The organism is Candidatus Berkiella cookevillensis (assembly GCF_001431315.2).
Classification (GTDB): Bacteria; Pseudomonadota; Gammaproteobacteria; order Berkiellales; family Berkiellaceae; genus Berkiella_A; species Berkiella_A cookevillensis.
This window is the reverse complement of the sequence record NZ_LKHV02000001.1, coordinates 1,336,150-1,361,636: the sequence shown is the minus strand read 5'-3', so window position 1 is coordinate 1,361,636 and position 25,487 is coordinate 1,336,150. Positions and strand designations below refer to the sequence as shown.

Below are 25,487 nucleotides of genomic sequence, written 5' to 3'. Positions count from 1 at the left end.
TCCCTATTACTGAAAGGAATTCTAGCGCAAAAAATTTGGGTGCATCAACTTAATGTGGCTGTCCTGAATAAAAATATGGGAAGGTTATTTGGTGGCGCGAACAAGGATATATTTGAAAGGAAAACCTTTATGAGCACATATTGCAGCAATGAGTTTTACAGAGGGTAAAACATTTAATTTCTTTTTTACGTTTTTCTGCTTTAAATAACTAAAAAGTCCAGTAAAGACTCGCTTTGAAATGTCTTCTATTTCAATATCTTTGAAGCCAACACTCTCTAAATGGCTTGCATAATTTTTTAAGGGGCCAATATTCCCCTCTGGACAATGCCCTACTCTTTCTAAATACTTTAAGGCATACTTCCAATAAAAACTAAGCGGAGAATCATGCAAAACAATATCTGCTATCGCTATAGCACCACCCGGCCTTAAAACACGATAAGATTCCTTCATAAAATTAAGTTTTGTATCAAAATGCATAGCGGATTCAAGTGCTAATACTCTGTCAAAACTGTGTGCAGAAAATGGCATTCTTGTTACATTTGCCTTAATAAAATTTTGCTCTAAATTTGAAAATTGTGTATTAGCAACGCCAAGCTGCACACTTGATAAATTAATACCTACGATTTTATTTAAATCATACTTCTCTTTCCACAAGGCGCATTCTTCACCAAAGCCACACCCTGCAGATAATACGGTCTGCATTGAGGTCAATTGCGCATGCTCAGACAATTTAAGTGCAAGTTTCTCACATGCTTGATCATAATCAATATTTTTAGACCAATAACCTAAATTAAAAAAACGTTTCTGTGCGTTTAGAAAATTCTCATAGCGCACACCATCATATAATTGTCCTGGATTAATGGCTCTACGCCCAAAGCTCATTTTGGCAAGCAAACATAAATCGAGCATTGACTGTTTTAACATATTTTTTACACATCCATATTTTTTATAACTGCTCACGCTTAAAAATAATTACATTTTTTCTCTTCTAAGATTACGCAATCGTATTTCATTGCTAATATCAGAAGCTATTGCTTGAGCAGAATGCAGATTTCCGGAGTTGACAACGTCATCTGATTTATCATTGTCCTGATATACGGTATTTGTTCTAGAAAAAATTATTCTAGGTGTTAACACCGCATCGAGAGTTAGAGAAAACCTATCATGAGATAATGAAGCCAGCTCTTCTTTTTTCCTTCTTTTTACTTGACTAATTTCTCTAGATAATAGCTTAGCTGAACTTTCAGATGAGGCGCCGATATCTAAAGTTACTGGGCTTGGTGGAACCGAATTAATATCCATCAGCCCTAATAAATATGGAAGCATATTTATTTTTAAGGCATCATCTTGAATAAGGTTAACCGCTAAACTCATAATATTTTTACAAGACTCATAGCTAAATATTTTATCAGCTAATTGCTGACAAACATAGGCATAAATACTATCAAACGCAGCCAAGCCTGAAGCTAATTTTAGCTCAGAATCATAAATAGCTAAACCTAATTTATGCCTCTCTCTACACTGCAAGTTTTTAATTAGCTCTTCAACCAATAAATTATCATTTAAATAAAGTGTTCTAGGCAGAATTTCACATGACAGGCTATTTAAGAGCTCTTCATCAATATTTGTTTGCAAAATACTAGTCACAATATTTGTATAAAAATGCAAAGGTGTGCCTATAAATTTATTCTGTGTATCATGCACAATTGAATATGTTTTTCCTTCAAATAAATAATAATTAAAATTTACTTCCAACTCAGCCAAGTGAATAAAATCATTGCTTAATAATCCCCAATAAGGTAACCCACCTGTTTCTTTAATGCGCTCTCTGTAATTTTTAAAATTTTTACTTATTTCAAATAATTCATTAAGTCTTATATAGACTGCATCTTGAGATAAAAACGCATCAAACTGCTTTAAGCGGAAAATACTGCTTTTACTAAATGCAGAAAAAATTGCATGCGAAAAATGAAATTCATTTTTTTTGACAAGTTTATCAGCTACATCTAAATATAATCTGGCAATCTGTTCTCTATGTCTGTCCGAATTTGATGTTAAGAGCTGAAATGCAACCATATGTGATAGTTTATTAAAAGAATTAACAAAAAGATCCCAACCTCTTGATGTCAATAAATTTCTACCTAATTGAAAACTGTTCCAAATATGATAGCCCAATAAATCCTCTGCAATATTTTCTACAATATCTACATAATGACTAACGTCTGTCGGGAATATTTCTGATAGATTCTTTGTATCTATCATAGCTTGCTGCAACACTATATCATCACACATAGGCATTGCTCTTGAGAGTAAAAACCTTGAAAATATTCTTAAGTCAAGCCCACATCTGGAAATAGCTGGTATATCGCTTTCAAGTTGAGATAAAAACAAATCAAATACTTCTTTAAATGGCTTTGTGCCAATATGTAAAATTGAATTATCGGCATTTATAAGCTGCATAACAAAATAAATGCTAGCGGGTTTCATTTTGTTTGGCATCCAATACCATGCACTTATTATCTCTTTTAAGATAGCAATAGGCTCATAATTATGAAAAAAAGAAATCGCTAGATAGCGAATATCCTCGGGTCGAAGCCTTGTTAAAACGCTATCGCTGACGGAAGAAGAAACAAATAACTGTCTTATATTATTTTTTAGCATACTTGCTGGTTTATCTTTTTTGACTCTTGCTTTTCTTTTAGATTTCTGATGTTTATGTTCTGATGGATGTTTTTTTTCTTCACTGTCAACTGGAATAAACATTTCATCAATATTCTTTAATTTTCTTCTGATTTTTTTTATAGCATGTTTATTGTTTTCATTTGGTTTTTCTAATCTATCAACAATGGTAAGCCCTGCTTCAAATAGCGATAACTCTAAATTATTCTTTGCTTTAATATATTCAGAATGCATTTTTTTGAAAAGCATTTGATATCTGTTGTAACAATCAAGCTCTGACTCAAGTTCATAATGTGGTAAAGCATCAGGAACATTATAACAATCTTCTAATTGCGCTATTAAATTACGAGGTGTATGTAATATAGGAATTTTTTGATCAACGGTCCCATCAGAAATAGGACTTTCTAAGTAAGCGTCTCTGCTTGAGCTACTACCTGCATATATTACGGGGACAGGTTCATTTGTAATAGAAATATCTTGTGGTATTGACTTTCTGCCCAATCTATCAAGAACAGAAAATTTACGCTTTGGATAATAAAGGCTTTGAATATCGGAAATAAATTCGCTTGGCAATTCTATTCCTACTATTTTATACATTTCATTTAGCTCAAGAAAAATATCAACTTGATTTGCCTTCCTTGCATAATGAATCGGCGTAAATCCATGATTATCCATCATATCCCAAGGACATCCTCTTGCAATCATTAATTGAAGCAAACTAAGTGGGCCTGTCATTGCAACTAAATGAAGTGCCGATTTTCCATCTTGATTTAAATGATCGTTCCAACGTATGTATTTTTGTTTTTTAATATATTGCTCTGCTGATTTATATTCTTTATTTTCAATGAGTGATATGAGTTTAGACAAAGCAAAGATCCTTTTTATTCGAAAAATTATTTATAGTGCGTATAAATTATAATTAAAAAATATAACTATTTTGGTTCGCCTAAATAAGAACGAGCGTATTTGCTGGTTTTTCTCAGATTGTCATTTATATCATCTGTTTTGTCAGCAATCTTATCTAGAGCTTTATTTTGTTTTCGTAGTTTCTTATTCATTCCCATAGAAAGAAATTCTAAATCATGCATAGCTGTATTTGCCTCTGACAATACTTTACTTGTGTCATCTGCTACAGACTTTGTTCTTTCATCAAATAAAATAGTAACTGTTCCAGTATTTTCTGTAAAAAAATCAGATATTTCTGCCAAATTTTTCTTCTCATCCTCCTCAACAACAGCATCATCAAAATTTGGTTTTTGTGGCTTTAAACATTTGGGTGTAAAAAAATGTACAATCGCCCACCAAACGCTGTTAATGCCTTTGACTGTCCGCTTATTTTTTTTAGCTTGATAATCCAGCTCTTGCACATCACGATCAATAACCCCAATCTGCTCGCCCTGTTGATCAAGACGCTTCCTTGTATCTTCACCTATTTTTTTTGTTTCATTCACTATTTTCAATATTTGATGCGCAGAATGATTGGAATCTATAACAATTGTATGTATTTTTTCTTTGGTTTCAGGATCAAATTCTTCTGTGTCTATTACAGCAGAATCAAATAAAACCCTGTTTTTTTTAAAATTTTTATTCTTGGGCATCATCACCCCCTTGACAAGTAATTAATTCTTTATAGCACCTCTTTTAAAAATTAACCACTGCCCCCATACACAGCCCAGTCAAATTTTATTAAACCAATTTGCTCAAGTGCCGAAAAATTGACTAGGTCGTTTATGTGAGTTATGCCTATGAAAATCTTAACAGCTTCTTTCTTTCTGCTTTTGTTCATACAAACCAATGTGTTTGCGGCTCAACGAGGAATCTATATCAATCATTCAACGTTGGAAAAACCTAAATTATTAAATGAGCTTATTGAACAGTCAAAAATGACAGGCATCAATACCTTTGTCGTAGATTTAAATAAAATCACTAAAAATTATCAGAAAAACATTAATCTCATAAAAAGTAATGGGATAAAATACGTTGCAAGAATTGTTGTATTTCCTGACGGTGGCGATGTACAACAAGTGCGCTCAAAAAAACATTGGGAAGAGAGATATAAACTGGTTGATGCAGCGATTAAATACGGAGCAGATGAAATTCAGCTTGATTATATTCGATATAACACGAAAAGAAAGCCATCTCATGAAAATGCTGAAGACATTTTAAATGTAATAGAATGGTTTAAACAAAAAGTTTCACAAAGAAACATCCCGTTACAAATTGATGTATTTGGTGAAGCAAGCTTTAAACCCTCTCCCAGAATAGGCCACAATATTAAACTATTTGCAAATGCAATTGATGTTGTATGTCCTATGGTTTATCCATCACATTATGCTCCCGCACGCTATCATTCAGATAGACCTTATGAAACAATCGATAAATCATTAAAAGCAATGAAAAAACAGATGAATCATAATCTACCATTTAAATTGCGCCCTTACATAGAAGCATCCAATTACAAATATAAGATGTCTCATGCACAGCGCGTTGATTATATTCGAGCACAACTCAAAGCAGTTGAAGACAATACATCAGATGGCTGGTATGTTTGGAGCTCAAACAATCATTATTCAGCTTTATTCCAAGCTTTAAAAGAAAGAAGTACAAAAAATTCTGTAGCCAACCAACAAAATGATAGTGCTGCAAGCAGAAAAGAAATGCATTATAATAAATCATTAAACTAAATTTGAGCTGCATTATGGCAATGCTAAAAATACTACAATACCCTGATCCAAGATTGAAACGAATTGCGATCAGGGTTGAAGATTTTGGTCCTTCGCTCCAAAAAGTAATTGATGACATGTTTGAAACCCACTATGGTACGGCAGATTGTGCTGCACTTGCCGCTACTCAGCTAGATTTAAATCCCGCCTGGGCGATTACTGTTATTGATTATTCCGCAAACAAAGACAATCCTCTTTGCTTAGTGAATCCAGAGATCATTGAATACAGCGGAGAGCAACATGAAAGTGAAGGTTGCATGTCCGTTTTTCCACGCCATGTTCATGAAAAGGTAAAGCGTGCAGAGCGTGTGCTTGTTCGTGCACAAGACAGATATGGAAAAGCCATTGAGATCCAGGCTGATGGCTATTTTGCAAAGTGCTTACAACATGAAATTGATCATTTAAATGGATTTACATATTTAGACAGGGTTCCAAAGCTCAAAAAAGATCGTTTACTGAACAAAATTAAAAAAGCCAAACGACTCGAAAAAAATCCAATACCCAAAAACGATCTTTAAATCATAGAAGCTGTTTCATCGGGATTGAGATAATGCTCAATATGCCAGTTCACATGATCTTCTGTCGATAAGATGAGCATGCTGCCTGGGTGAAAAATAATCTTATTCAGGTCTCGCATTTCGTTTTGACTTAATAGCTCAGATACAAAATCTTGAACATGTGGTAAGTGTCCCACCAACAATATATCTTCATTAAAATGGCTCAATCGGTTAATGAGTGCTTGAGGATTAGCATTGGGTTCAAGCAAGGTCAATATTTCAAGCTTAGTATGCGGAGAAATCTGCTCACAAATAATCTTGGCTGTTTGCTTTGTACGTTCACGCCCACTGTAATAGCATTTTGAAAATGAGATTGCATTTTTTGATAAATAATCAGCAATTGTTTGTATTTGCTCTTCACCATGTTCAGTCAAATGTCGCAATGCATCTACTGCCCCTTCAACGGCTTCGCCATGTCGGACTAAAATAACTTTCATTATCTTTCTCTTTTATCTATCCTAAACGCCATATACGAGGACTATGATATCTTATTTTTTAAGCTAAGATATAGGCATTAAATATTAACCCTAATTGATAATGGTATAATTTGTGCAAGATTTCATTAAACCAATCTTTCTCAGTAATGAATCGAGTGATTTTAGAGAACTGAATCAACGGCTTTCAAAGACACCAGGCTATAATCTTAAAGATGGTGCCAACATGATTAAGGCCGGTAATGATGCAGAAGCCATTAAATCATTTCTGATTGGCTATCAGTCTTCAAAATTAACGTACCAAAGCTATCTCAAAGAATTAGAAAGACTCATCTTGTGGTGTAGTCATATTCAAAAAGTCACTATTTCAGATCTGAGTTATGATGATCTAGTAGCCTATAGGAATTTTCTAGAGCACCCTACTCCCAAACATATCTGGTGCGGTAACAAGCGATCTAAAACAAAAAAAAATGGGGAAATTAATACAGAATGGCGTGCTTTTGGGGATGGACTCTCCCCTTCTAGTATCAAAAAATCCATGAGTATCCTGGATTGCTTTTTTAATTACCTTGTTCAAACACAATATTTAAACGGCAACCCCCTTTCTGTTAACAAACGTAGAAAGCAACGTGGTTTTACTCAAAGCATGGAACGTTGGCTCGAAAAGGAAGAGATCAATACAACGCTTGAAGCATTAGACAACTATTGTGAAACAGATAAAACTAAAACTCTACATGTACTCAGAGCAAAATACATTATTCTAACCTTATTTTATACAGGCTTACGCTTAGCAGAACTCAGCAATCATGTGATGGGAAATTTTACGCTGATTGAGAACCAATGGTATTTAAAAGTAATTGGTAAAGGTGAAAAACCAAGAAACATCGTTGTTGTTGATGAATATCTAGATATTTTATCAAAATTTCGTGTCGCCATTGATTGCTTTACCCCCCTTCCTGGTTTTGAAGAAAAAACGCCCCTTATACCTGCATTAGATCATAGTACACCCGTACAAAGACGACGTATTGATCAAATTTTAAAATGGGCTTTTGAATTAGCAGCACTAAAATACGAACGAATGGCAGCTCAAGATATCAATGAAAGTCATAAATACTTACATCGAGCTTCTCGTCTCAGAAAAGCCTCTGCACATTGGCTAAGACATTCCTATGGCACCTATCTTGTTAAATCAGGCTGTCCTATTGAAAAAGTCAAAGCGCTTATGGGACATGCGGACATCTCTACGACGATGATATATGTTCATATTGCTAAAAACGACTTACATACCAGCGCACAAGGTTTAACACTTCGAGAGTAATATTCATAAAAAAAGCCTCGCTATGTATTTCACAACGAGGCTTCTTTTGTTTTCAAATTACCATGCAATATCACAGCAGCTTGAAATTTATAGACTCATCTTAACGATTTTATCTAAAACTGTGCTTGATAGCACCCCTAACTTCATCTTCATTTTCAAGTTGCGCAGAGCCAGTAGCAAATTTAATAGCGCCTCGCACTTCATTAACACTGCTAGGTGTGAAACGCAATACTTTTGCTGAGTTAATAGCAGATTCAATAGCATCTTCCTTAACTTCTACTGTTGCTTCAGTTTTAGTCTTAGCTTCAGCAGTTGTTTCGGATACTTTAGCTTTGCAGCAATCAGGTATTTCTTTTGAATCTTTTGCAGCATCTTCTGCTGGTTTCTCTGTTGCTGTTTCTTCAGCTTTAGAACCACGGAATTTAGAAGCCACAAATTTCACAAAACTGGTAGCAACTCGAACAGCAGCATAAGCAACTGCGCTTGTTGCAGCAACTAATCCAGCGCTTGCAGCAAGTGTTGCAGCAAAACCAGCTTTAACACCAAAATAAGCTAAGAGCGCAGGTGTTACACCACTGATCATAGCAGCATATGCAGCAGCACCGAATGCAGCTGTTGCTAATAAGCCCATAGCAAAAGATTTAATGCTAAAAGAGGTTGGCGCTTTTTCCTTCGCTTTCTCAGCTGCTTTCTCAACATCTTTCGTCGCTGGCTCAACAGCAGGTTGTTCTACAACGACAGGCTTAGATGCTTGCGCAATAAGCTCAGACCCTTTTTCATTAATTGCCACTGTTTCACGTTTTAAAGATGCATCTAGATGACCTAAATGTGCTCTAACAAAAGTCATGTTAGCATATGGTATTAATTCGCCTTTAAGCTTTTCTTTCTTGCCATTAGCGACAGTTATTTCTATGGAGTCTCTATTGTATTCTTTTTTAGGCGCAGCAATTTCTATAACTGCAAAACCTTCATGATCTTTTCTCTTAGAATCAAATTCATTGGCAAATTTTTCAGCATCAGCACGTCTTGTAAATGCAATTGTCGCATCATTATCTTCGTTAAGAGTGGCCAACATTTCTAAAAGATTAGCTTTGACAGCTTCTTTAGAAGGAACAATAACTTTAGCGTCTTCTTTGAAAGAAAGCGCATGTGCAGGTACTACATAATATTTCATACTTAAATGTCTCCGGAACATCAAGACTTAATTTAAATTCATTTATAACAAAAACTTGTTAGTTAGCTATAGAATAAACTATACAAGTAAAGGCATCCTACCACAGCAAATTGCCCCATACAACGGAGTTAGTTTTTTGAGATATTTATTAAAAAAATCCCCATTCTTATTAGGAATAGGGATTTTGGGGAATAAGTTAATATTTTTGAATATTAGACTTATTTTTTAGCAGAAAGGCGTGGGCTAGTGCGTCTTTCAACAGCTGGTTTAGCTGCCGGTTTAGCAACTGGCTTAGCGGTTGACTTAGCATCTTTGTTGAATGTAACAACGTTAGACTTTTCAGAAACAGCAGCTTCAACAACGTCATCTTTCTGAGTAGCTTCAGCTTTGTCTTCAGCTTTGTCTTCAGCTTTGTCTTCAGCTTTATCTTCAACTTTGTCTTCAGCCTTGTTTTCTTCTTTAGAAGCTAATTTTGAAGAAACATAGCTAGCAAGTTTAGAAACAGCAGATACAGCACCATAAGTAACAACAGAAGCTGTAGCAACGAGTGCAGCACTTGCAGCAAGAGTTGCAGCAACACCTGCTTTGAAGCCAGCATAGGCAAGTACAGCAGCGGTTAAACCACTTACATTAGCTGCAACAGTTGCAGCAACAAATGCGCCTGCTAATAAAAGACCTCTAACCAAATTAGTTGATTTAGAATCTGTTGTCGTTGTGGTTGGCTCAACAGGTGTTGCTTTCTGTTGTGCTAATACTTCGCGACCTTTAATATTTAAAGCAACAGCATCTTTCAAAGAAGCATCTAAATGTTCTAAATGCGCTTGAACAAATTCAGATTTGCTTAAAAGTACAGTTTTGCCCTTAAGGGTTACTTTCTTCTCATCTGTTGATTCAATTTCAACTGAAGCATGCTTTAAGCCTTTGCCACTTGCTTGAATTTCTAATACAACAAAACCAGCATTTTCAGATCTTTGTGCATCTTTACGATTTGCATAAGCTCGTGCATCTTTAATTTCAGAAAAAGCAACAAATGTTTTCTGATTGTCTGCAACCATTTTTTGCAAGTTTGCAACAATCGCATCTTTAGAAGGTGCAACAATTTTATCATCAGCTTTAAAAGTGTTCTCAGTAGCAAGTACTACATAATATTTCATTCTGCAAGTCTCCAAATAACCAAACAAGATAAATTAAGAAAAACTAAGTTGGAACCGGTGTTAGTTAGCAACCCACCAACCAACAACTTTAGGCATGCTAACAGAAGAAGTTAGATTGCACAATATTTTTTTTGGCATTGCATTAAAAAAAACAAACTTAGTTAATAAACTAAAAATGAGTGGTAAAAATGAAAGGTCGTTATTAAAAAAGAAAAGCCCCAAAATGGGGCTTTTCTATCAAGTCAGCGTGCAAAAATTCTATGTTATTTTTTAGCACGTACAGAAGCTTTCTTTGTAGACACTTCTTCTTCAGCAGAGACAGATGCTTCTTCAGATGAAGAATAAGCCGAAGATTTAACAGAACTAGAAGAGTCTTTAGATGATTTGGGTGAAGATTCAACAGAAGATGATTTAGGTGACATGCGAATCACTTTTGGTGAATTATCAACTAAATTGTCTTCCACTGCCACTTCATTTGCTGCTTCTTTGCTTGTATCTAATGTAGCTGCTAATTTAGCGGTTAAGTCAGGATCCACAGAAGCATCTTTCTCTGCTGCTGTTTCTTCTGATGCTTTTTCAGATTTTTTGGTTATTGCATTGTATGCGCTAGAAACACCCCAAACAATTGCTTGACCCATTCCATAGAATGCTGCACCTAATGCTAATGCAAGACCTGCTTCCAATATTAATGGGTATGCTGTAGTTACACCTAACTGAGCAAGCTTTTCAAGGATAAGAGCTGTGCCACCTTGCATTGCAATACCAAAACCAATTAATGGAATTTGTACATACATAGAGAAGAATGCGTTTTTCAGCTTGGTGAATAAGCTTCTAATTGCACTAGGCTTTGCTTCTTCTGTTTTTGCAGCTTCTTCTGCTTTAGCAACAGGCTCTTCTGTTTTAGCAGCAGGTTCTTCTACTTTAGCAACAGGTGCCTTAATATCAGATAATGCTTCGTTAATTTCAACATCATTCAAAGCTTTGTTACTTAAATTTAATAATACATTAAGAACCTTTACTTTCTCAATTGCGATGTCTCTACCTGTGATTAATCGGCCATCTTCTAATTTTTCTTTGTGAATTTTTTGCTTTGCAGGCGCGTCTATTTCAATAATAGGGCGTATTTCTTTGTCAGTCTTTTCAAATTTATCTTCTAAATATTTTTGCGCGAGGCCTCTATTTTCAAAAGCAAAAACTGTTTCATCTTTTTTCAAGGCTTCTAGAGATGCTAACAATGCATCTTTCGTAGGCTGTTCACCATCAACAGAACTTATAGCAGATCCAACTACATAATATTTCATACTTCTTCTCTCCAATGTTTATTATTATACAGAACGAAAATCTAAGCTTCTTTAGGTTTTACTTCTGGTGAAGTATTAAGTCTTGCTGATTGCATATTATACTTCCCTCCCGCAGACCACAGCGGTAGCAATATCAAGAAAATGACTAAAGAGCTAGCTAACATGGTGAGAAAGAATCCATTCCACCCCCATTCATCAATCATAAAGCCAATCGGCATACCAGCGCAGGCTGCACCAAAATAACCAATCGTCCCTGTAAATCCGTTTGAAGCAGATACTGCACGCTTATCAACGAATTCTGCAGCGGCTAGGCCGACAATCATCTGTGGCCCGAACACAAAGGCGCCAATTAAAGCAAGAAGCACAAGATCTAAATACACATAATGAGCAGGTAGATACCAAAGGCCGAGTGTTGAAAAAACCATCCCCAAGGCACAAATGACCATTGAAGGAACTCTATTACCTTTCCATATGTAATCAGAACTCCATCCGGCAATAATCATCCCAACAAAACCACCTATCTCAAATGCAGATACCGCCCAACTGGCCAAATAAGCATCTACGCTCTTTTCTTCGGTTAAGTACATGAAAATCCAATCGTTCACAGCGATTCTCACGACATACACAAAAAAGTAAGAAATAGACATAATCCACACAAGCTTATTGGTTAAGACTTGTTTAAAAAGAATATCTTTTACAGACAGTAATGAATGCTCCGTTAAGCTATCAGATTCGCATTCTGTCTTTTCTTTTCGGTAAATTTCAACACTGGGCAAGCCAAGTGTTCTTGGAACATCTCTTAATCGCTCGATAAGAATAAGTCCCATGATGATGCTGATGCCTGCTGGCACTAACATTGCAACACGCCAATTAAATTGCAGTGCAAGATATACTGCTAAAATAGGTATCAATGCACCACCTAAATTGTGAGAAGTACTGCAAATGCCATACCACAAACCACGTTCTGATTTAGCGTACCAATAATTCAATTGCTTACAACAAGCTGGCCATCCCCATGCTTGGAACCAACCATTCAATCCCCAAAATAAAGCAAAAAGCCAAAGTGAAGAACTAAAGGCAAATAGGATATTAAAAACCCCCGTCATCATAAGACCAATCGCCATGAAATATCGTGGATTGGAGCGGTCAGCTTGAACCCCACTTAAGAATTTACTAATTCCATAGGTGATATATAGAATGCTGCTTAAAAAGCCTAATTGTGTATAGCTTAAATTAAGATCTTGTGCCAAATACGGCATAATGAAGGTATAGCTTTTGCGCGTGAAATAAAATATTGCATAACCAAAAAACAGTGAATATAGAATTCTAAACCGCCAATGACGATAATCTTGGTTGATAACTGTTTGATCTTTAATGAGAGGCTGATAAGGGGCAGGTTTTAGAAAAGATAAAAACGAGGTCACACAATCTCCTTAATTTCTAACACATCAAAGTGGTTTTTTTAAAAAACCATGAGGTATTGGCGGTTAAGTTCTTAACAAGAATAGCATTTCTCGCAGCTTGTTTTATTTGCATCATTTTGCTTTTCATCGTTTAAGGGAAGCTCGGCTATATTTTAAGCCAAATGAATCAGGTTACATTGAGTGTGGGCAAAGATACCACAAGATGGACAACATGTCATGTTGCAAACAGCAAACATCAGAATTAATTCAAATAACTAATATTGCATCGACTTCAATGGAAGCCGACTTTGGCAGCGATGCTACCCCTACCGTAACGCGTGCAGGAAAAGGCGCAGACAAGATTTTTTGCATATATTCATTAACCAGTGGAAAGCATGACAAATCAGTTAAATAAATAGTGAATTTAGCAACCTGCGCAAAGCTTGCACCTGCATCTAAAATAACAGCCTCTAGATTTGAGAAGACCTGCTGCATTTCTGCTGCAAATGAGCTTGTAACCATTTCATTTGTTTTGGGATCTAAGGCAATTTGCCCTGATAAGAACACTAAATTTCCAATCCGAACTGCTTGCGAATAGCACCCAATAGGGCTAGGTGCATGCTCACTTTGAATCACTGTTTTTTTCATTGAATCCTCAAGGATATGTTACTTAGATGCTACTATTGTCGTCCAGGGAAAGGAAAAATATTATCCGTACTTGCAACAAGATTGTTAGGATAACTGTCTTCTTTTAGCACAAAAATAAGCATAATAGCATCCACTCTTATGTAAGTATCGCCGGTATATTGGCGAGCATTGCCTTCCCCATTGCCTAAGGTGCAAATATTTTCTCCAACAAACCAATATGTTTTTTCCAACTTAATACTACAGTCAACCAACTCTCCATTTGACCAAGCTTCTATGTCCTTTTTGTGCATTCGACCACGAAATACAGTGATACCATCGGTAAATTTATTAACTTCAACTTCTACCCAAACTTTATCTTCTTTCTTCTTCGCCATTAGTTCCTCAAAAAAGCGTATCGTGATCTCTCTATGAACTATATATACTCAGGACAATTGAGTTTTAGATTCTTCTGCACAACTCGATTGTGAGAGGCGTGTAGACAACAAAAACACCAAATGGAAAGAGTACTTTCTCAAACCGGAGTGTAAGGTTAAGAGAGGCTTGTTTTCAAGCCTTTCTATATCCATACTGTGCACACAAAAAATCAAGTCATATAACTTTTATCAGGAACCTATATGCTAGAATTTACAATGCCATTTTCTAATAGCAGAGAACTCTGTATCGGTGCTAAAAATCATTGCACAAGCGTCATTCATCAATTACTCAAAAAACCGGATGGCAATCTACAACTATTAACGCCTTCTTTGCTCGCCCCTTTTACTGAAGCCAAATTGCCCTTGGAATACGCTATTCACGGCACAAAAATACATCGAGCTGAATTTCAAAGCACAATCGAAATGGATAAGCATCAATCTTTCGTCGACAGGATTGCGCCGCAAGAAATAGATAAGAATCTACTGCTCGGTCATGATGCTCGCGAACGCATTGCTCACGAGGTTATCTCCTTGCTTGCTATGAAAACAGTCAATGCAATTCAACAAATGCTCTATGATTCTGAACATGCTCCCAATGCACATCAGGCATTAGCAAAACTTCTCAGTATTACAGACTTTTGTTTCGACAGCATTAGGGAAAAAATGCAAGAATCACTCAAACAGTGTAGTGAAATAGCTGAAAATTTACGCATGATTGAAGCGTCTACAAGCCCTGTATTTACCTCTCTTTATGATGGCATAGCACAAGATCAAGATATCGCTGCCTCTTCAGATCCTGCTGCTGCCCCTGAAGATGAATGTGTGAAAGACACAAATACGCTCAAACTCATTCCTAAACCATAAGGCAACTATTCAATGCAATTCTTTTCCTTATATACCATACTTGCATTCGTCAGCGGTGCATCTTTGGCAATACAGATCGGCATGAATGCCTCTTTGTCAAAAGGCCTACAAAATCCGATGATAGCCGCACTGTCTTCTTTTTTAATAGGCACTATAGCATTGGTTTTATACATACTGACCTCTAAACAAACAATTCCATCAACGCATTCTTTACAACAATTACCCTGGTGGGTATGGATGGGCGGTTTGCTGGGTGCGCTCTATGTAACACTCACCATCGTTGCAGCCCCAAAAATTGGTGCAGCCCAGCTAGTGGCTTTTGTTGTGACAGGTCAAATGTTGGCAAGCTTGATTCTAGATCATTATGGCTTAGTCGGCTTCGAAGTAAACACACTCAATGCTTGGCGAGTATTGGGCGCCATATTTTTAATTATCGGCGTTATTTTAATTAGAAAATTTTAAATAAAAAAAAAGCGGTAAGAAATTACCGCTTTTTTTTATCCAAGATATATTTATCTTAGAAGAAAAATCCATTAGATTTTAAGATAGGCTGAACGTCATAAATTGGATACAATTCTTCATGAATGGTGTCCATCCAGAAACCTTTTTCAATCCAAGTTACTTTATCATAACCAACTACCGTTAATTGTACGCCAACCATTTGTTCATTAGGAAATAATGCAAAAGTGTACTCATCAACATCACCAATAGCGCCACCAGATACATTTGCAACTTCATTTACAGATAAATTTCTCATTTCAATCTCCTAGTTATATATAAATTGTCTGAACTGAATAAAGCGTAATCATACCTGAGGAGATTTTAAATGCCTAGCAATCTGACTACCATTCATCTGCTTTGAAAAACCATCTATCGCTCATGCTAGCTCGCTTATAAGTTAATTAGCTTATTCGTGATTATACACATAACATAAATATGTGGGAAATTTCTGAGATATTATTAAGGCGCTAAACGACAAACATTCCAAGCATTATGCTCAAGCGAAAAAAGAAGCCTATCGTGCAAACGTCGATCTCGGCCTTGGAAAAACTCGATCTCAACGGGCTTTATGATATAGCCCCCCCATTCTAATGGACAAGACAATGTATTATGACGACTATTCATTTCTTGCATATATTCTTGAAAACGCATTTCAAGCATATTTCTGTTTTCTATAATACTGCTTTGATTTGAAATACATGTGCTAATTTGACTTTCTAGTGGGCGACTTGAAAAATAATGCTCTGCATCGAGTCTTGATGTTTTCTGGATACTGCCACGCACTCTGACTTGCCTGGCCAGTGCGGGCCAATAAAAATTCATTGCAACGTTATTCTTTTGATGGATTTGCTCCGCTTTTTTACTCGTATAATGCGTAAAAAAAACAAAGCCATTATTTTTAATTTCTTTTAATAATACAATTCTTGTATCAGGCCTCTGTTGCGCATCAATGGTTGCCAATACAAAAGCCGTTGCATCTTCAACACCTTTAGAAATAGCAAAGGCTAGCCAAGCCTCAAATAAAGAGATAGGGTTACCATTGTGTTTACGCGCATCTTCTTCATCTAAAGTTAAAGATCCATACTCTCGTCTTAGCTCAGATAAATTCATATTATAGCTCGCACAATACTATAGTCACAGCGTATGAGTTTTTGGGAATGTTACTTATGATTGAGACATTTTGGAAAAAAACGATATAAAAAAATAAAATCCCAGAAATATCAAGTTGCTCAGCATATTTAATACTAAGTAAATTAACATAGTCTGGGATTTATATTAGAAACTAAACAACCTCTTTTAAGGTTTTGAGCACTGTAGCTCTTACAGCTTTACGAGCTGGTTTAGCTGGAATGGTGATTTCTTCACCCGTGAATGGGTTTCTGCCTTTTCTAGCTTTGGTCGCTTTCTTAGACACTCTGCGGATTTTAACACCTAATTCAGGAATGCTAAATTGACCTGAGCCTTTACCTTTTAAATGTCTTTCTACAAGATTTCTAAGTGCAGCAAATACATTTTTGACATCTGCTTTTGACAAACCTGTGCATTCAGAGATATCGGTGAAGATTTGAGCTTTAGATTGTTTTTGCGCAACAACATTAGTAGGAAGCTTCACTATTTTAGCTGTGCTGCTTGCTGAGGTTGCTTTCTTTGTGGACTTCGTTGCTTTCGCTTTTGACGCTTTTGCTTTTGAAGTTGTTCTAGACTTTACTGTCTTAGTAGCTGTCTTAGCTTTAGCTGTCGCTTTCTTCGTTGTTGAAGTTTTGCGAGCTTTTGTTGTCCCTTTCTTCTTCGTTGCCATCTATGATTTCCTCCGGGTTTAAACCAAAAACACAATATCATAACTAATAAGCTATTGAAAAGATTTATCGCTCGTTTAGCGAAAAATAATACAAATAAGCTGTAATACCAAATCTTACACACCTTATTTCTCGTACTGACGAAGACTTATTACATTCGAATTTTAGGCTTTGTTGACAACGCTCTCCCACCTTTCGTTTGCACTATTTGTATGCTCTTGGGACTCATTCCCTTGAACGCGTCACCTACATTGCCTCTTGTGGGTGGTGCATTGAGAAAAGATATGCGCAAAAACATAACACCACATAAAAGCGGCAAGGTAGATTCTAAATCTGAAGCACAATCTTGATCAAAGTGCTGTAATCTTTTTCTGAAAACTCTGAAAATAGAGAAATATGCCTATTGTTCATTTCTCATAAAAAAAGGTGAGCATTTATATTGTTTTTTAATGTACTTACACCCTTATAAATTTGTCATTCAACTAATCTGCCAATGAATACCACTTATCCTAACCCACTTACCACTTATCTGTTTATCTGAGCATTTTATTGTCTTTCAAAATCAAGGCTGTTACCTTTAAGCCCACCTAGACATGTAGGTTATTATTAATTAATTAGGAGTTAAATATGCGTGATATAACCACTATCGAAGCACAAAATGTTTCTGGCGGTACAGGCGGCGTTGTGGAAGCAACCATCGTTTTAGGTGCAGTTATGACAGCGGCTGTTATCGTAGCAGCACTTTCTAATCCATATCCTTACTCTTATTCTACTTATCCTTATTCATATACAGTAGTAGATACCTGGTATGATCCTTACCCTTCTTACTACTATGATGAAGTTGTTGTTGTTGATTATTATTACTATTAATCGAACATAAAAAAGCCGCTTTAAGAGCGGCTTTTTTGTATTGATTTGAGATTAAGACATCAGCTAAAGATATGCTTACCCAAACCTGGTCTCTTTGTTTTAGTTTTTTCTGATTCAGCATCTAACTCAATTTCAGTTGCACTGCTAGTAGATCCACTCACAGGCGGAATCGCATCTCTATCTGTCGTTTTCAGAGCCCCTCTCTCTGATGAACGCTGAGGTGGAAACCCACGTGGCGACGAAGCCCCATCGCTCGAACGCCCTCTTGCCATTTGACCCAAAGGCCGTGTGATAGTCGCACCATCTCCAAAGTGATCTTTTGCTAAACTAAGCGTAGATAATGGTAAAGGAGAAACAATGGTCGGAGACGATGTAAAGGATACTGTTTCCGATACTACAGGACTAGAACTTGGCTCTGAAGAAAGAGATCGCACAAACGGTGCTAAAGATACAGGAACACTGGCTGTAGATGAAGAAGAAGGCTCAGATAATTCTGGTGCTGAAACACGATGTCGTGGCACATTTACAGAGGACTTTTTCTTACCGAAGGTAAGCTCTTTAAAGGCGGTTAATAGACTACGGCTTGCATCTTCCTCACGTGGCAAATGACTTGAAATTAATTCAAATAAAGACTGCCCACCAGCCATTAAATCAGGTAAATAAGAAAAATCACTGAGCGATAGAGGCACTGCTAAAGAAGATGTAGAGATTCGATCATATTTTTCTAAAGTATAAGGATGCGTATAAAAATAATTAAAAGTATCAGAGGTCAATGCATTGGCAATAATAAGAGACATTAAATTATACTGTCTGCCAATTCTTAAACTCTCTTCTGTGGTATACCCATTTCCAACCGTATAAATTTTATTAAACAAACCAAAGGCTTGAATAAAAACAGGCGAAAAAACAGCAGCAAGCTGAGCCGTCGACATACCACTGCCTCGAGACAATGAGCATTTCTTTGCAAGATAAAGCATATTATGAAGTGCAGATGCTAATTGTATATGGCCTAATTGATGCAGCTGGGCAATCAGATAAATGAAACATTGCTGTGATATATAGGCTTGTTCTGAAGGAAAGGGTTTAGGCGTATTGCCATTTCTTTCAAAGGCTAAATGCGATGCCAAGTGCTGAATCACCAGCTCCGAAAATTGGATTCTGATCATATTGGCACGCACATCATAACTAATACAATAATTCTCAAATCGATGATCGAATAAATTACATTCCATAAAAACAGATTTTGCCAACACCGCCCACACATGATGCGGGTTTGAGGTACGATACTTTTCATCGCTAAAGATTAAATGAATCTCAGCAAGTAGATTTCTAATTTTATCCCCTTCTTCATCTATAGGTACAGCTTCACTGCTTGTGCTTACAGCAAGTGGCTCAACAACCTGCTCAAAAGCAACACTACGAGACTTTCTGATAAGGCTCTCTTTCAAGGAGCTTAACTCTGCACCATAACGATGAATCTGCGCATCTGTCAAGGATGAAATAGATGCTAATAAGGGCAAAACCCTCTCTTTAAATTCATTCACCATGAATTCATCTGCGTTAAACTTAAAAAGGAGTTCAGTATCAAAATTAAGATAATGTAGCGTCAAAACCAAGAGGTTATTCAGCTGATTTAAAGAGTATTTTTGAGAAGTACCACTCAAAGAACCGGCTAAAGCCATATTTTGCTCCAAGAACTTAGCAAAGATTACACATAGTATAGAAATGGAGTGAATGTAGACAGTCACTATCTAAGGTGAATCGATAATAGCCGTTTAACTATCTTTTGTCAAAAGCCTTTGAGACTTAAACTAAGAAAAAACCTGATTATTTTAAGTAGTCTGATAGGAAAGTGTGTGAAGACTATAAGACTATGATTTATGCTTTGAGCCTTACTACCTGAGCGGTAATATTGTCACATTCATCAACTGCTAAAGAAATGTACTTTTCGACAAGGCCATTAAGCTTCTTTGATAAAGTGCCGTTGCTTTTTGCAATGGCCATTAAATCCTGCGTCGGACACAATCCCCAAAATCCATCAGTACAGAGTAGCACGGTCTCATCTGTCTCTATGGGAGGATGCACAAAAATATCAGGATCGGGCGCATCAAACATATTAATAGCGTTTAATAGTTGATTTTGTAAAGGGTGATCTGCGATCTCCGCTTCTGATATTAGCCCTTTTTCAAACAAAATCTGTACTTGCGTATGATCGGGCGTACGCCACAAAACATCTTTCTTATTAAGTAAATAAATTCGGGAATCACCAATATGCGCCGTCACTAAATTTTTTTTATTTATCCAAGCAAGAGCCAGTGTTGTTTGAGTATCAATTTTATTGTATTTTGCAATGACAGAGCTTTGCGCCTGTTTGATGGCAGCATTTAAAAACTGCGTCATACCTTTGATGGGATCAACCAAAATGCTATCTGCAAACAAAGGTGCAGCAACAACAATACTATCGCACACACTGCCTGCAGCTACTTCACCTTTATAATGTCCACCTAAGCCATCCGCCACAACATAACATGCCCACTGTGCTGTTTCGACGTGAGCATATCGATCTTGATTAGATTTCCGCTTACCAATATGTGTTATTTGATAGCTGCTAAATTTCATGGGCTATTTACTTAGGTTGTAAACATTCTCCTTATAGCATAGCTATTTTTTGCTGCCTAAACCCTATGAATGCACCATTAATGGTCTTTTTCTTACAGCAGGAACCAGCGCTTCTACCTGATTAAATACCCATCTATCTTTACTGTTTGAATAATGCACAAGCGGCATTGTGCCTTGCCCCTTCAAACGCACGTGCAGCGTACTAAACATTTCTTTTATAAAATCTTTTAAAAGAGTAATTAAATTGTATTCTACGCCCTCTTTTTCTAAGTCAAGGATACATTTATCAACGCTCTTTTGCATTTGCTTAAGCCATTTTGCAAGCTGTGGTGCAGTATTACGTGCCGGATATACCATTTGTGTGTTTACATCTGCTTGTATAGCAAGCAGCTGGCTACAGGCATTATTCAGTGGCAAAGATACACGTCGCAATGAAGTAAGCTCTTTTTGACGTGTAGATAATATTTTCAATATTCTTTCTAAAGAAATCTGCAATGCATCACTGCTCTGCTGCTGCATTTGCAAGGCAGTATCTTGAACACTCGGCTTCACAGGCTCTTTAATTTCATAACAGATGGGAGATGCCCAATAATAGGCCTCATCAGCCCCCGCCACTGACTCTTTTACAACTTTAAATGGTGCTAAATGAAGCATACGAGGCGTTTCAAAAGGAGATACAAGATCACTTGTATCAATGCCAATTTTTTCTAATTCTTTCAATACAAATTGCTTACAATTCTTCTTTTTAAAAAGATTAAAAGTAGGCAGTTGATCACAAGTTTGACAAGAAGTAACTCTTTTTTGCGCGCCATGTTGATGACTATCCATCAACTGTTTTGTTTTAAAAATATTGGATAGCAATGTTTCTACATCTTTAAATGAAACTTTATAACTTTTATGGTATAAGCCTTCTCGCCCCGCAATATACTTTGCATCTTCAGATTTTATTTTACCTGGCGCAATCGGTTTGAAACCTAGAATAGGCATATAATCACTATAAAATCCTAAGGCATTGACCACTTCAACTTTTGCATCTACGCCCAAAGAAGGATCATATTGGCTTACCATAAGATAGCTATGCCCCATAGGATTTGCGCCTTCAGTCATCACACAGAAAGAAATATAGTAATCTAAAGGCCTTTTTGCCCCCTGGTTTTCTTGTTCTTTTCTATTCCCCATGATTTATCCTTCTCTCATTTTTTATATTTTAAGATTATGCTATATGCCATGTTTTGTTTAAGCTATCAATCACAACAAAACAAGTTTGTCAACAAACACCTAGAAAGAATGGGCTATATTATTTATTTCCGAGGTTATTTACAAAATAATATAAGATTGTTAGTATTCAAACCTAGTTATTTACCTTAAAGTTAAACACGCCGTTTATGTTGAAGTTTACAAACACTATTCGCAAAAAAATTCACGCCTTTAATCAATATTGCCTTAAATTACCGAGCATCGAGATTGAGCAAGCCTCCAAAAAGCAAAAGCTTAAGCTGGTCAAAGACAATTGGATGCTGGTTTCTGGCGAGGGATTGTCTAGCTCAGCGCTGAAGTATAGTGTTTTAGACGTCATTAAGGCAGATGTAGGCTCAAGTGGTTTTTTAGCACCTAAAAAAGTTATAAAAAAACTTCAGAGTATTGATGAAGGCGATCTTGTTGAATATAGCGGAAATCATGTCCCAGACACCCTGACCAAACGCTTACAGCGTTACTGCCAAGAAGAAGATATTATTGCTAAAAACAGTAAAATTTCTTCTGATGTTCTCACTGATAACAGTGCAGATACGCACATGAAATATTCTATCATTGGCAATGGCACACATAACCTTATTACTGTGTTATTCTCAACGCTGATAAAGCAGCCTGGCGACGTGATTGTTGTCACAGATCCAACCTATGGACTGTTGTTGAATGGCATTACTAATGTCGGCGGAAACTATAAAGCTTTTCCTTTGGAAAAAGAGGATGAATTTAAGCCATCTCCGCAAAAGCTTAAAACTTTTATTACAGAAATAAATGATAAGCTCAGAACTAAATTTATAGTAGATTTAGAAATAAATGCACAGCTATTACAAACATTTATTTCAGCTCAGGCAAAAAACGAACTGGCAAATTTATTTACATCCTTAAAAAGGACACTCATAGAAGAAAATACTCAAGCAAGTGACGAAGTAGTCTCTCAAATAAATAAATTTGTTGCAGCAAATATCACCTCCCAAAAACAATTTTCAAAACTTTTTCTCGAGCAGTATTCATTAAAAAACTGCCCTAGAGTACGTGGTTTTTTGAGCATCAATCCACAAACGCCTGCGGGTTCAGTCTTAGAGCAAAACGAAATTAATAAAATCGCAGATGCCATAAAAGATATTGATGATTTAACCATCATCGACGATTTAACGCATAAAGATATTATGTTAAGCAACAAAAAAGCAGGTTCTTTTTCTGCTTCTAGCGCATCTAATAAAACTGTTTCCCTGCTTAGTTTCTCTAAGAGTTTTGGATTAGCTGGCGTGCGTGCGGGTGTCGGAATTGGCCCTCAATCACTCATAAAGCCTATGACAGAGCGTATTTTTGATCAACAATCAATGATATCAACCTATGCCATTACTGCGCTTGAGTCTGTCATGGATCTCAAGAAATCTAAACGAGATAAGTATCTTAGTGAAAACAATGAAATATATATTTTTCGTAGAAATTTAGTCGATGCAATTGTGCATGGCATTAAGAGCATTAAAGATAAAACGCTGCGAAAAAAGATTAGAACCAAGGTTAATACTCTTGAAAATTTCAAAAAATCTTTAAAAGATTTTTTATTAGAAGGCATTAAGGGTTTAAGCTTGGTGAATAATCCCGATGGAGGCTTCTTTGTTCAATTAGATTTTAGTCAATTCAAAGGCAAGTACTTAGGCACAACACAATTAAATCAAAGTTTACATTTTCACCAAGCTTTTGATTATTTAACAGATGTGCATACCATACCTAATGAGTTGAATTTTCACTTCAACACACCTTCCTTACGCTTTGCGCTTACAATGACAGAAGCAGAAATCTGCGAGGCACTCTTAAGAATTAAAGGTATCTTAAATCTCTTAAGCGATCACCCCAAAGAGATGTTAAAAGAAAAGCCAGCACAAACCAAAACAAAAATTCAATCAATTACTAAAGTACCAACGATCGCCACCAATACCAAGGCTCACGACGCAGAATCGAAGCCAAAGTCTAAAGATAAAAAAGAAAGCGCAAGTATGCGAACACGCTCGGAATCCCAAGCATTTCTTATCAATTTCAACAGAAAGAAAAATGAAACAACAATACAAACAAAAGCAAAAACCAAGGCTTTAAGTGTTGAAAAGCACAAAAAAGAAGAGTTACCGATTGCACAAAGAAAAGAAAAGCGAAAAAAAGCTACTTATAGCGTATTTCGAACAAGGTAATGCCTGTCCTTAAGTTCATTCACGCTCTCATATTTAACCCTCATCTGACGGAAAACCAGATGAGGGTTAAATATCCACTACCCCATTTGTTCAGCAGATTCAAAAGTAGCTACAATGTTCGAAGTAGTATTTTGGGATTTTCGTGCGACAAGAGGTAAAACATAAGCTTCTGAAGGGTTCAGCCTTACTTCAATCTGAATAATATCTTGTAAAAGCTCCATCGCAGGTGTTCCATGCGTAATAAAAACAATATGCCCCTCAGAATATTGTTTTTGTGCCTGATCATACAACTGCATCATACGTGTGCGAACTTGAAAGTTTGTTTCTAAATCATATTTTTTGACCTCTTCTTGTGAAACATGCCAAGTATCTTTGATATGACCTTCTAAGGCTTCGCCTTCTAAATCACCTGCTTGTGCTTCTATTAATCTATCGTCTGTAATTATTTTCTCACGTGGAAATATCCCAAAATCTGAAATAATTTCAGCAGTCTCCTGAGCACTGGGCAAAGGGGAGACAAAGACCGCTGCAATATTTCGGTTATCAAAGCCATGTAATACCAGTCGTTCAGCTGTATTACGAGCCTGTTCTTTCCCCTTTGCGGTTAAACGCGAATCTTGATAGTCTGGGTGTTTAGGGTTTGAGTGCGCAACACCAACAATACTGTGTTCGCCTTCGGCATGATGAATAATAATTAAGTGGCGTTCTTGTAGTGCTTGCGCAGCGGGTTGCCATAACAACAAAAGCGAAAAAATAAAAAATATTTTATTTTTCATTTGACTAACATCCTTAATAATATAAGAGTCACAGCACATGATTTTTCAGGTAGGCGTCAAGCCTCGAGCAACCGGAGTGTACACAAAAGTACATGAGGATTGCGAGAGAGCGAAGACAACACCCCTGACATTGTGCCCCTTGTGGGTAAAACTCATGTGCGAAGACTATCACTAAACTATGAAAAAATTATATAAGATACTAAGCTTATCCATCACACTGCTGCTCAGTGTAAATGCTAATGCTGCTGATTTCTACAATGCCGTAGCTTCTAGTATAAAAACACATAAAGCAAGCGAAAATACACGCACAGAATTACTTTCTATTCTCGATCAATGTGGTGGCTCTCCAGACAGCATGGATGCAGATTGTGTGCTCGTCGGTTTGCAAGACAATACAATTAAAAAAAATGATTCGACCACCCCTCAACAAATTATTGAAAGCTATCGTGCAATAATGACTACAGATATGCAAAGAACGGAATGTATTAATGACGAACTCATAGCCGCAAATTATGCTTTAGGCAGCTGTGTCTTAGCACTTAATTTTTTTGTATTGGATTCAAACGAAGCTGAAAGTGTACACGATGAAATTTATCGATGCCTGAATATTCAAATGGGATACTTTGCATACAATGGCAACCCTATTGCACAATATCGATTAGAAAAGCTCGCCAAACAAGCGAAGCGTCCAGATGAAGTAAAAGCCTGGGGTAGAATGCTTAAAAAAACAACGACTGAGAAGGAATTGGAATTTATAAAGAATTGTTACTAGAAATCCCAGATATTCTGCCTCGCAAAATTCTGGGATGTCTTGAGAATG

The 25,487-nt window shown here is 36.5% G+C and carries 25 protein-coding genes; 8 read left to right on the top strand and 17 right to left on the bottom strand.

Annotation, left to right across the window (positions count from 1 at the left end):
* Nucleotides 1–84: 84 nt before the first annotated feature.
* From CC99x_RS05785 to CC99x_RS05775, 3 genes are all read right to left on the bottom strand, one after another.
* The gene (locus tag CC99x_RS05785) at nt 85–924 is read right to left on the bottom strand and encodes a class I SAM-dependent methyltransferase (protein ID WP_057622763.1); all 840 of its coding nucleotides are present in this window, start codon (nt 922–924) and stop codon (nt 85–87) included.
* A 48-nt stretch (nt 925–972) separates the two neighbouring features.
* Nucleotides 973–3,546: a RasGEF domain-containing protein gene (locus CC99x_RS05780; protein WP_057622766.1), complete on the bottom strand. Its 2,574-nt coding sequence runs from the start codon at nt 3,544–3,546 to the stop codon at nt 973–975.
* 65 nt (nt 3,547–3,611) lie between these two features.
* Nucleotides 3,612–4,277, bottom strand: a complete 666-nt coding sequence (locus CC99x_RS05775; RefSeq protein ID WP_057622768.1) for an SNARE domain-containing protein — start codon at nt 4,275–4,277, stop codon at nt 3,612–3,614.
* 147 nt (nt 4,278–4,424) lie between these two features.
* On the opposite strand from CC99x_RS05775, the gene CC99x_RS05770 reads away from it, so the two are divergent.
* Nucleotides 4,425–5,363, top strand: a complete 939-nt coding sequence (locus CC99x_RS05770) for a putative glycoside hydrolase (protein WP_158003183.1) — start codon at nt 4,425–4,427, stop codon at nt 5,361–5,363.
* A 14-nt stretch (nt 5,364–5,377) separates the two neighbouring features.
* Nucleotides 5,378–5,920, top strand: a complete 543-nt coding sequence (def, locus tag CC99x_RS05765) for a peptide deformylase (RefSeq protein ID WP_077065312.1) — start codon at nt 5,378–5,380, stop codon at nt 5,918–5,920.
* On the opposite strand, the gene sixA is transcribed toward def, so the two are convergent.
* Nucleotides 5,917–6,396, bottom strand: coding sequence for a phosphohistidine phosphatase SixA (sixA, locus tag CC99x_RS05760; protein WP_057622771.1), 480 nt, complete (start codon nt 6,394–6,396; stop codon nt 5,917–5,919). The genes def and sixA overlap by 4 nt on opposite strands.
* A 112-nt stretch (nt 6,397–6,508) precedes the next feature.
* Between sixA and CC99x_RS05755 the strand changes: the two genes are divergently transcribed.
* On the top strand, nt 6,509–7,711 hold the full coding sequence (locus CC99x_RS05755) for a tyrosine-type recombinase/integrase (RefSeq protein ID WP_057622773.1): 1,203 nt from the start codon (nt 6,509–6,511) through the stop codon (nt 7,709–7,711).
* Nucleotides 7,712–7,820: 109 nt separating this feature from the next.
* Here CC99x_RS05755 and CC99x_RS05750 read toward each other — a convergent pair whose 3' ends face one another.
* The 6 genes from CC99x_RS05750 to CC99x_RS05725 all read right to left on the bottom strand — a co-directional run bounded on the left by CC99x_RS05750 (nt 7,821) and on the right by CC99x_RS05725 (nt 13,765).
* Entirely contained in the window at nt 7,821–8,885 is a 1,065-nt protein-coding gene (locus CC99x_RS05750; RefSeq protein ID WP_057622775.1) for a hypothetical protein, read from the bottom strand.
* Between the two features lie 218 nt (nt 8,886–9,103).
* Nucleotides 9,104–10,039, bottom strand: a complete 936-nt coding sequence (locus CC99x_RS05745) for a hypothetical protein (RefSeq protein WP_057622777.1) — start codon at nt 10,037–10,039, stop codon at nt 9,104–9,106.
* A gap of 263 nt (nt 10,040–10,302) precedes the next feature.
* Nucleotides 10,303–11,340, bottom strand: a complete 1,038-nt coding sequence (locus CC99x_RS05740; RefSeq protein WP_057622782.1) for a hypothetical protein — start codon at nt 11,338–11,340, stop codon at nt 10,303–10,305.
* Nucleotides 11,341–11,381: 41 nt separating this feature from the next.
* On the bottom strand, nt 11,382–12,764 hold the full coding sequence (locus CC99x_RS05735; protein WP_057622784.1) for an MFS transporter: 1,383 nt from the start codon (nt 12,762–12,764) through the stop codon (nt 11,382–11,384).
* Nucleotides 12,765–13,010: 246 nt separating this feature from the next.
* Nucleotides 13,011–13,391: a Rid family detoxifying hydrolase gene (locus tag CC99x_RS05730; RefSeq protein WP_057622786.1), complete on the bottom strand. Its 381-nt coding sequence runs from the start codon at nt 13,389–13,391 to the stop codon at nt 13,011–13,013.
* A gap of 32 nt (nt 13,392–13,423) precedes the next feature.
* Entirely contained in the window at nt 13,424–13,765 is a 342-nt protein-coding gene (locus CC99x_RS05725; protein ID WP_057622788.1) for a hypothetical protein, read from the bottom strand.
* A 240-nt stretch (nt 13,766–14,005) separates the two neighbouring features.
* Between CC99x_RS05725 and CC99x_RS05720 the strand changes: the two genes are divergently transcribed.
* Entirely contained in the window at nt 14,006–14,668 is a 663-nt protein-coding gene (locus tag CC99x_RS05720; protein ID WP_057622790.1) for a hypothetical protein, read from the top strand.
* A 12-nt stretch (nt 14,669–14,680) separates the two neighbouring features.
* Nucleotides 14,681–15,130 carry a DMT family transporter gene (locus CC99x_RS05715; RefSeq protein WP_057622792.1) on the top strand — a complete coding sequence of 150 codons (450 nt, stop codon included), beginning with the start codon at nt 14,681–14,683 and terminating at the stop codon, nt 15,128–15,130.
* Between the two features lie 55 nt (nt 15,131–15,185).
* Here CC99x_RS05715 and CC99x_RS05710 read toward each other — a convergent pair whose 3' ends face one another.
* The 3 genes from CC99x_RS05710 to CC99x_RS05700 all read right to left on the bottom strand — a co-directional run bounded on the left by CC99x_RS05710 (nt 15,186) and on the right by CC99x_RS05700 (nt 16,967).
* Nucleotides 15,186–15,425, bottom strand: a complete 240-nt coding sequence (locus CC99x_RS05710; RefSeq protein ID WP_057622794.1) for a hypothetical protein — start codon at nt 15,423–15,425, stop codon at nt 15,186–15,188.
* Nucleotides 15,426–15,628: 203 nt separating this feature from the next.
* Nucleotides 15,629–16,279, bottom strand: coding sequence for a pyridoxamine 5'-phosphate oxidase (gene pdxH, locus CC99x_RS05705; RefSeq protein WP_057622797.1), 651 nt, complete (start codon nt 16,277–16,279; stop codon nt 15,629–15,631).
* Between the two features lie 172 nt (nt 16,280–16,451).
* The gene (locus tag CC99x_RS05700; RefSeq protein ID WP_057622799.1) at nt 16,452–16,967 is read right to left on the bottom strand and encodes an HU family DNA-binding protein; all 516 of its coding nucleotides are present in this window, start codon (nt 16,965–16,967) and stop codon (nt 16,452–16,454) included.
* Between the two features lie 625 nt (nt 16,968–17,592).
* Between CC99x_RS05700 and CC99x_RS05695 the strand changes: the two genes are divergently transcribed.
* Nucleotides 17,593–17,835, top strand: a complete 243-nt coding sequence (locus CC99x_RS05695) for a hypothetical protein (protein ID WP_057622801.1) — start codon at nt 17,593–17,595, stop codon at nt 17,833–17,835.
* A 59-nt stretch (nt 17,836–17,894) separates the two neighbouring features.
* Here CC99x_RS05695 and CC99x_RS05690 read toward each other — a convergent pair whose 3' ends face one another.
* The 3 genes from CC99x_RS05690 to CC99x_RS05680 all read right to left on the bottom strand — a co-directional run bounded on the left by CC99x_RS05690 (nt 17,895) and on the right by CC99x_RS05680 (nt 21,633).
* Complete coding sequence (locus CC99x_RS05690) at nt 17,895–19,517, bottom strand: hypothetical protein (RefSeq protein WP_057622804.1); 1,623 nt, start codon at nt 19,515–19,517, stop codon at nt 17,895–17,897.
* 196 nt (nt 19,518–19,713) lie between these two features.
* Nucleotides 19,714–20,454 (bottom strand): PP2C family protein-serine/threonine phosphatase, encoded by a 741-nt coding sequence (locus tag CC99x_RS05685; protein WP_057622807.1) that lies wholly within the window; start codon nt 20,452–20,454, stop codon nt 19,714–19,716.
* A gap of 63 nt (nt 20,455–20,517) precedes the next feature.
* Nucleotides 20,518–21,633 carry a hypothetical protein gene (locus CC99x_RS05680; protein ID WP_057622809.1) on the bottom strand — a complete coding sequence of 372 codons (1,116 nt, stop codon included), beginning with the start codon at nt 21,631–21,633 and terminating at the stop codon, nt 20,518–20,520.
* A gap of 206 nt (nt 21,634–21,839) precedes the next feature.
* On the opposite strand from CC99x_RS05680, the gene CC99x_RS05675 reads away from it, so the two are divergent.
* Nucleotides 21,840–23,891, top strand: a complete 2,052-nt coding sequence (locus tag CC99x_RS05675; protein WP_057622810.1) for an aminotransferase class I/II-fold pyridoxal phosphate-dependent enzyme — start codon at nt 21,840–21,842, stop codon at nt 23,889–23,891.
* A gap of 77 nt (nt 23,892–23,968) precedes the next feature.
* On the opposite strand, the gene CC99x_RS05670 is transcribed toward CC99x_RS05675, so the two are convergent.
* Nucleotides 23,969–24,667 (bottom strand): histidine phosphatase family protein, encoded by a 699-nt coding sequence (locus CC99x_RS05670; protein ID WP_057622811.1) that lies wholly within the window; start codon nt 24,665–24,667, stop codon nt 23,969–23,971.
* 178 nt (nt 24,668–24,845) lie between these two features.
* Between CC99x_RS05670 and CC99x_RS05665 the strand changes: the two genes are divergently transcribed.
* Nucleotides 24,846–25,439, top strand: coding sequence for a hypothetical protein (locus CC99x_RS05665; protein ID WP_057622812.1), 594 nt, complete (start codon nt 24,846–24,848; stop codon nt 25,437–25,439).
* The last annotated feature ends 48 nt before the right edge of the window (nt 25,440–25,487 follow it).

Excerpts from the sequence above, each read along its gene's own strand:
- CC99x_RS05685 (WP_057622807.1), bottom strand. The coding sequence starts at position 20,454 with ATGAAATTTAGCAGCTATCAAATAACACATATTGGTAAGCGGAAATCT.
- CC99x_RS05670 (WP_057622811.1), bottom strand. The coding sequence starts at position 24,667 with ATGAAAAATAAAATATTTTTTATTTTTTCGCTTTTGTTGTTATGGCAA.
- pdxH (WP_057622797.1), bottom strand. The coding sequence starts at position 16,279 with ATGAATTTATCTGAGCTAAGACGAGAGTATGGATCTTTAACTTTAGAT.
- CC99x_RS05775 (WP_057622768.1), bottom strand. The coding sequence starts at position 4,277 with ATGCCCAAGAATAAAAATTTTAAAAAAAACAGGGTTTTATTTGATTCT.
- CC99x_RS05690 (WP_057622804.1), bottom strand. The coding sequence starts at position 19,517 with ATGGCTTTAGCCGGTTCTTTGAGTGGTACTTCTCAAAAATACTCTTTA.
- CC99x_RS05720 (WP_057622790.1), top strand. The coding sequence starts at position 14,006 with ATGCTAGAATTTACAATGCCATTTTCTAATAGCAGAGAACTCTGTATC.
- CC99x_RS05730 (WP_057622786.1), bottom strand. The coding sequence starts at position 13,391 with ATGAAAAAAACAGTGATTCAAAGTGAGCATGCACCTAGCCCTATTGGG.
- CC99x_RS05695 (WP_057622801.1), top strand. The coding sequence starts at position 17,593 with ATGCGTGATATAACCACTATCGAAGCACAAAATGTTTCTGGCGGTACA.
- CC99x_RS05745 (WP_057622777.1), bottom strand. The coding sequence starts at position 10,039 with ATGAAATATTATGTAGTACTTGCTACTGAGAACACTTTTAAAGCTGAT.
- CC99x_RS05725 (WP_057622788.1), bottom strand. The coding sequence starts at position 13,765 with ATGGCGAAGAAGAAAGAAGATAAAGTTTGGGTAGAAGTTGAAGTTAAT.
- CC99x_RS05700 (WP_057622799.1), bottom strand. The coding sequence starts at position 16,967 with ATGGCAACGAAGAAGAAAGGGACAACAAAAGCTCGCAAAACTTCAACA.
- CC99x_RS05770 (WP_158003183.1), top strand. The coding sequence starts at position 4,425 with ATGAAAATCTTAACAGCTTCTTTCTTTCTGCTTTTGTTCATACAAACC.
- sixA (WP_057622771.1), bottom strand. The coding sequence starts at position 6,396 with ATGAAAGTTATTTTAGTCCGACATGGCGAAGCCGTTGAAGGGGCAGTA.
- CC99x_RS05750 (WP_057622775.1), bottom strand. The coding sequence starts at position 8,885 with ATGAAATATTATGTAGTACCTGCACATGCGCTTTCTTTCAAAGAAGAC.
- CC99x_RS05785 (WP_057622763.1), bottom strand. The coding sequence starts at position 924 with ATGTTAAAACAGTCAATGCTCGATTTATGTTTGCTTGCCAAAATGAGC.
- CC99x_RS05675 (WP_057622810.1), top strand. The coding sequence starts at position 21,840 with ATGTTGAAGTTTACAAACACTATTCGCAAAAAAATTCACGCCTTTAAT.
- def (WP_077065312.1), top strand. The coding sequence starts at position 5,378 with ATGGCAATGCTAAAAATACTACAATACCCTGATCCAAGATTGAAACGA.
- CC99x_RS05715 (WP_057622792.1), top strand. The coding sequence starts at position 14,681 with ATGCAATTCTTTTCCTTATATACCATACTTGCATTCGTCAGCGGTGCA.
- CC99x_RS05665 (WP_057622812.1), top strand. The coding sequence starts at position 24,846 with ATGAAAAAATTATATAAGATACTAAGCTTATCCATCACACTGCTGCTC.
- CC99x_RS05740 (WP_057622782.1), bottom strand. The coding sequence starts at position 11,340 with ATGAAATATTATGTAGTTGGATCTGCTATAAGTTCTGTTGATGGTGAA.
- CC99x_RS05680 (WP_057622809.1), bottom strand. The coding sequence starts at position 21,633 with ATGGGGAATAGAAAAGAACAAGAAAACCAGGGGGCAAAAAGGCCTTTA.
- CC99x_RS05710 (WP_057622794.1), bottom strand. The coding sequence starts at position 15,425 with ATGAGAAATTTATCTGTAAATGAAGTTGCAAATGTATCTGGTGGCGCT.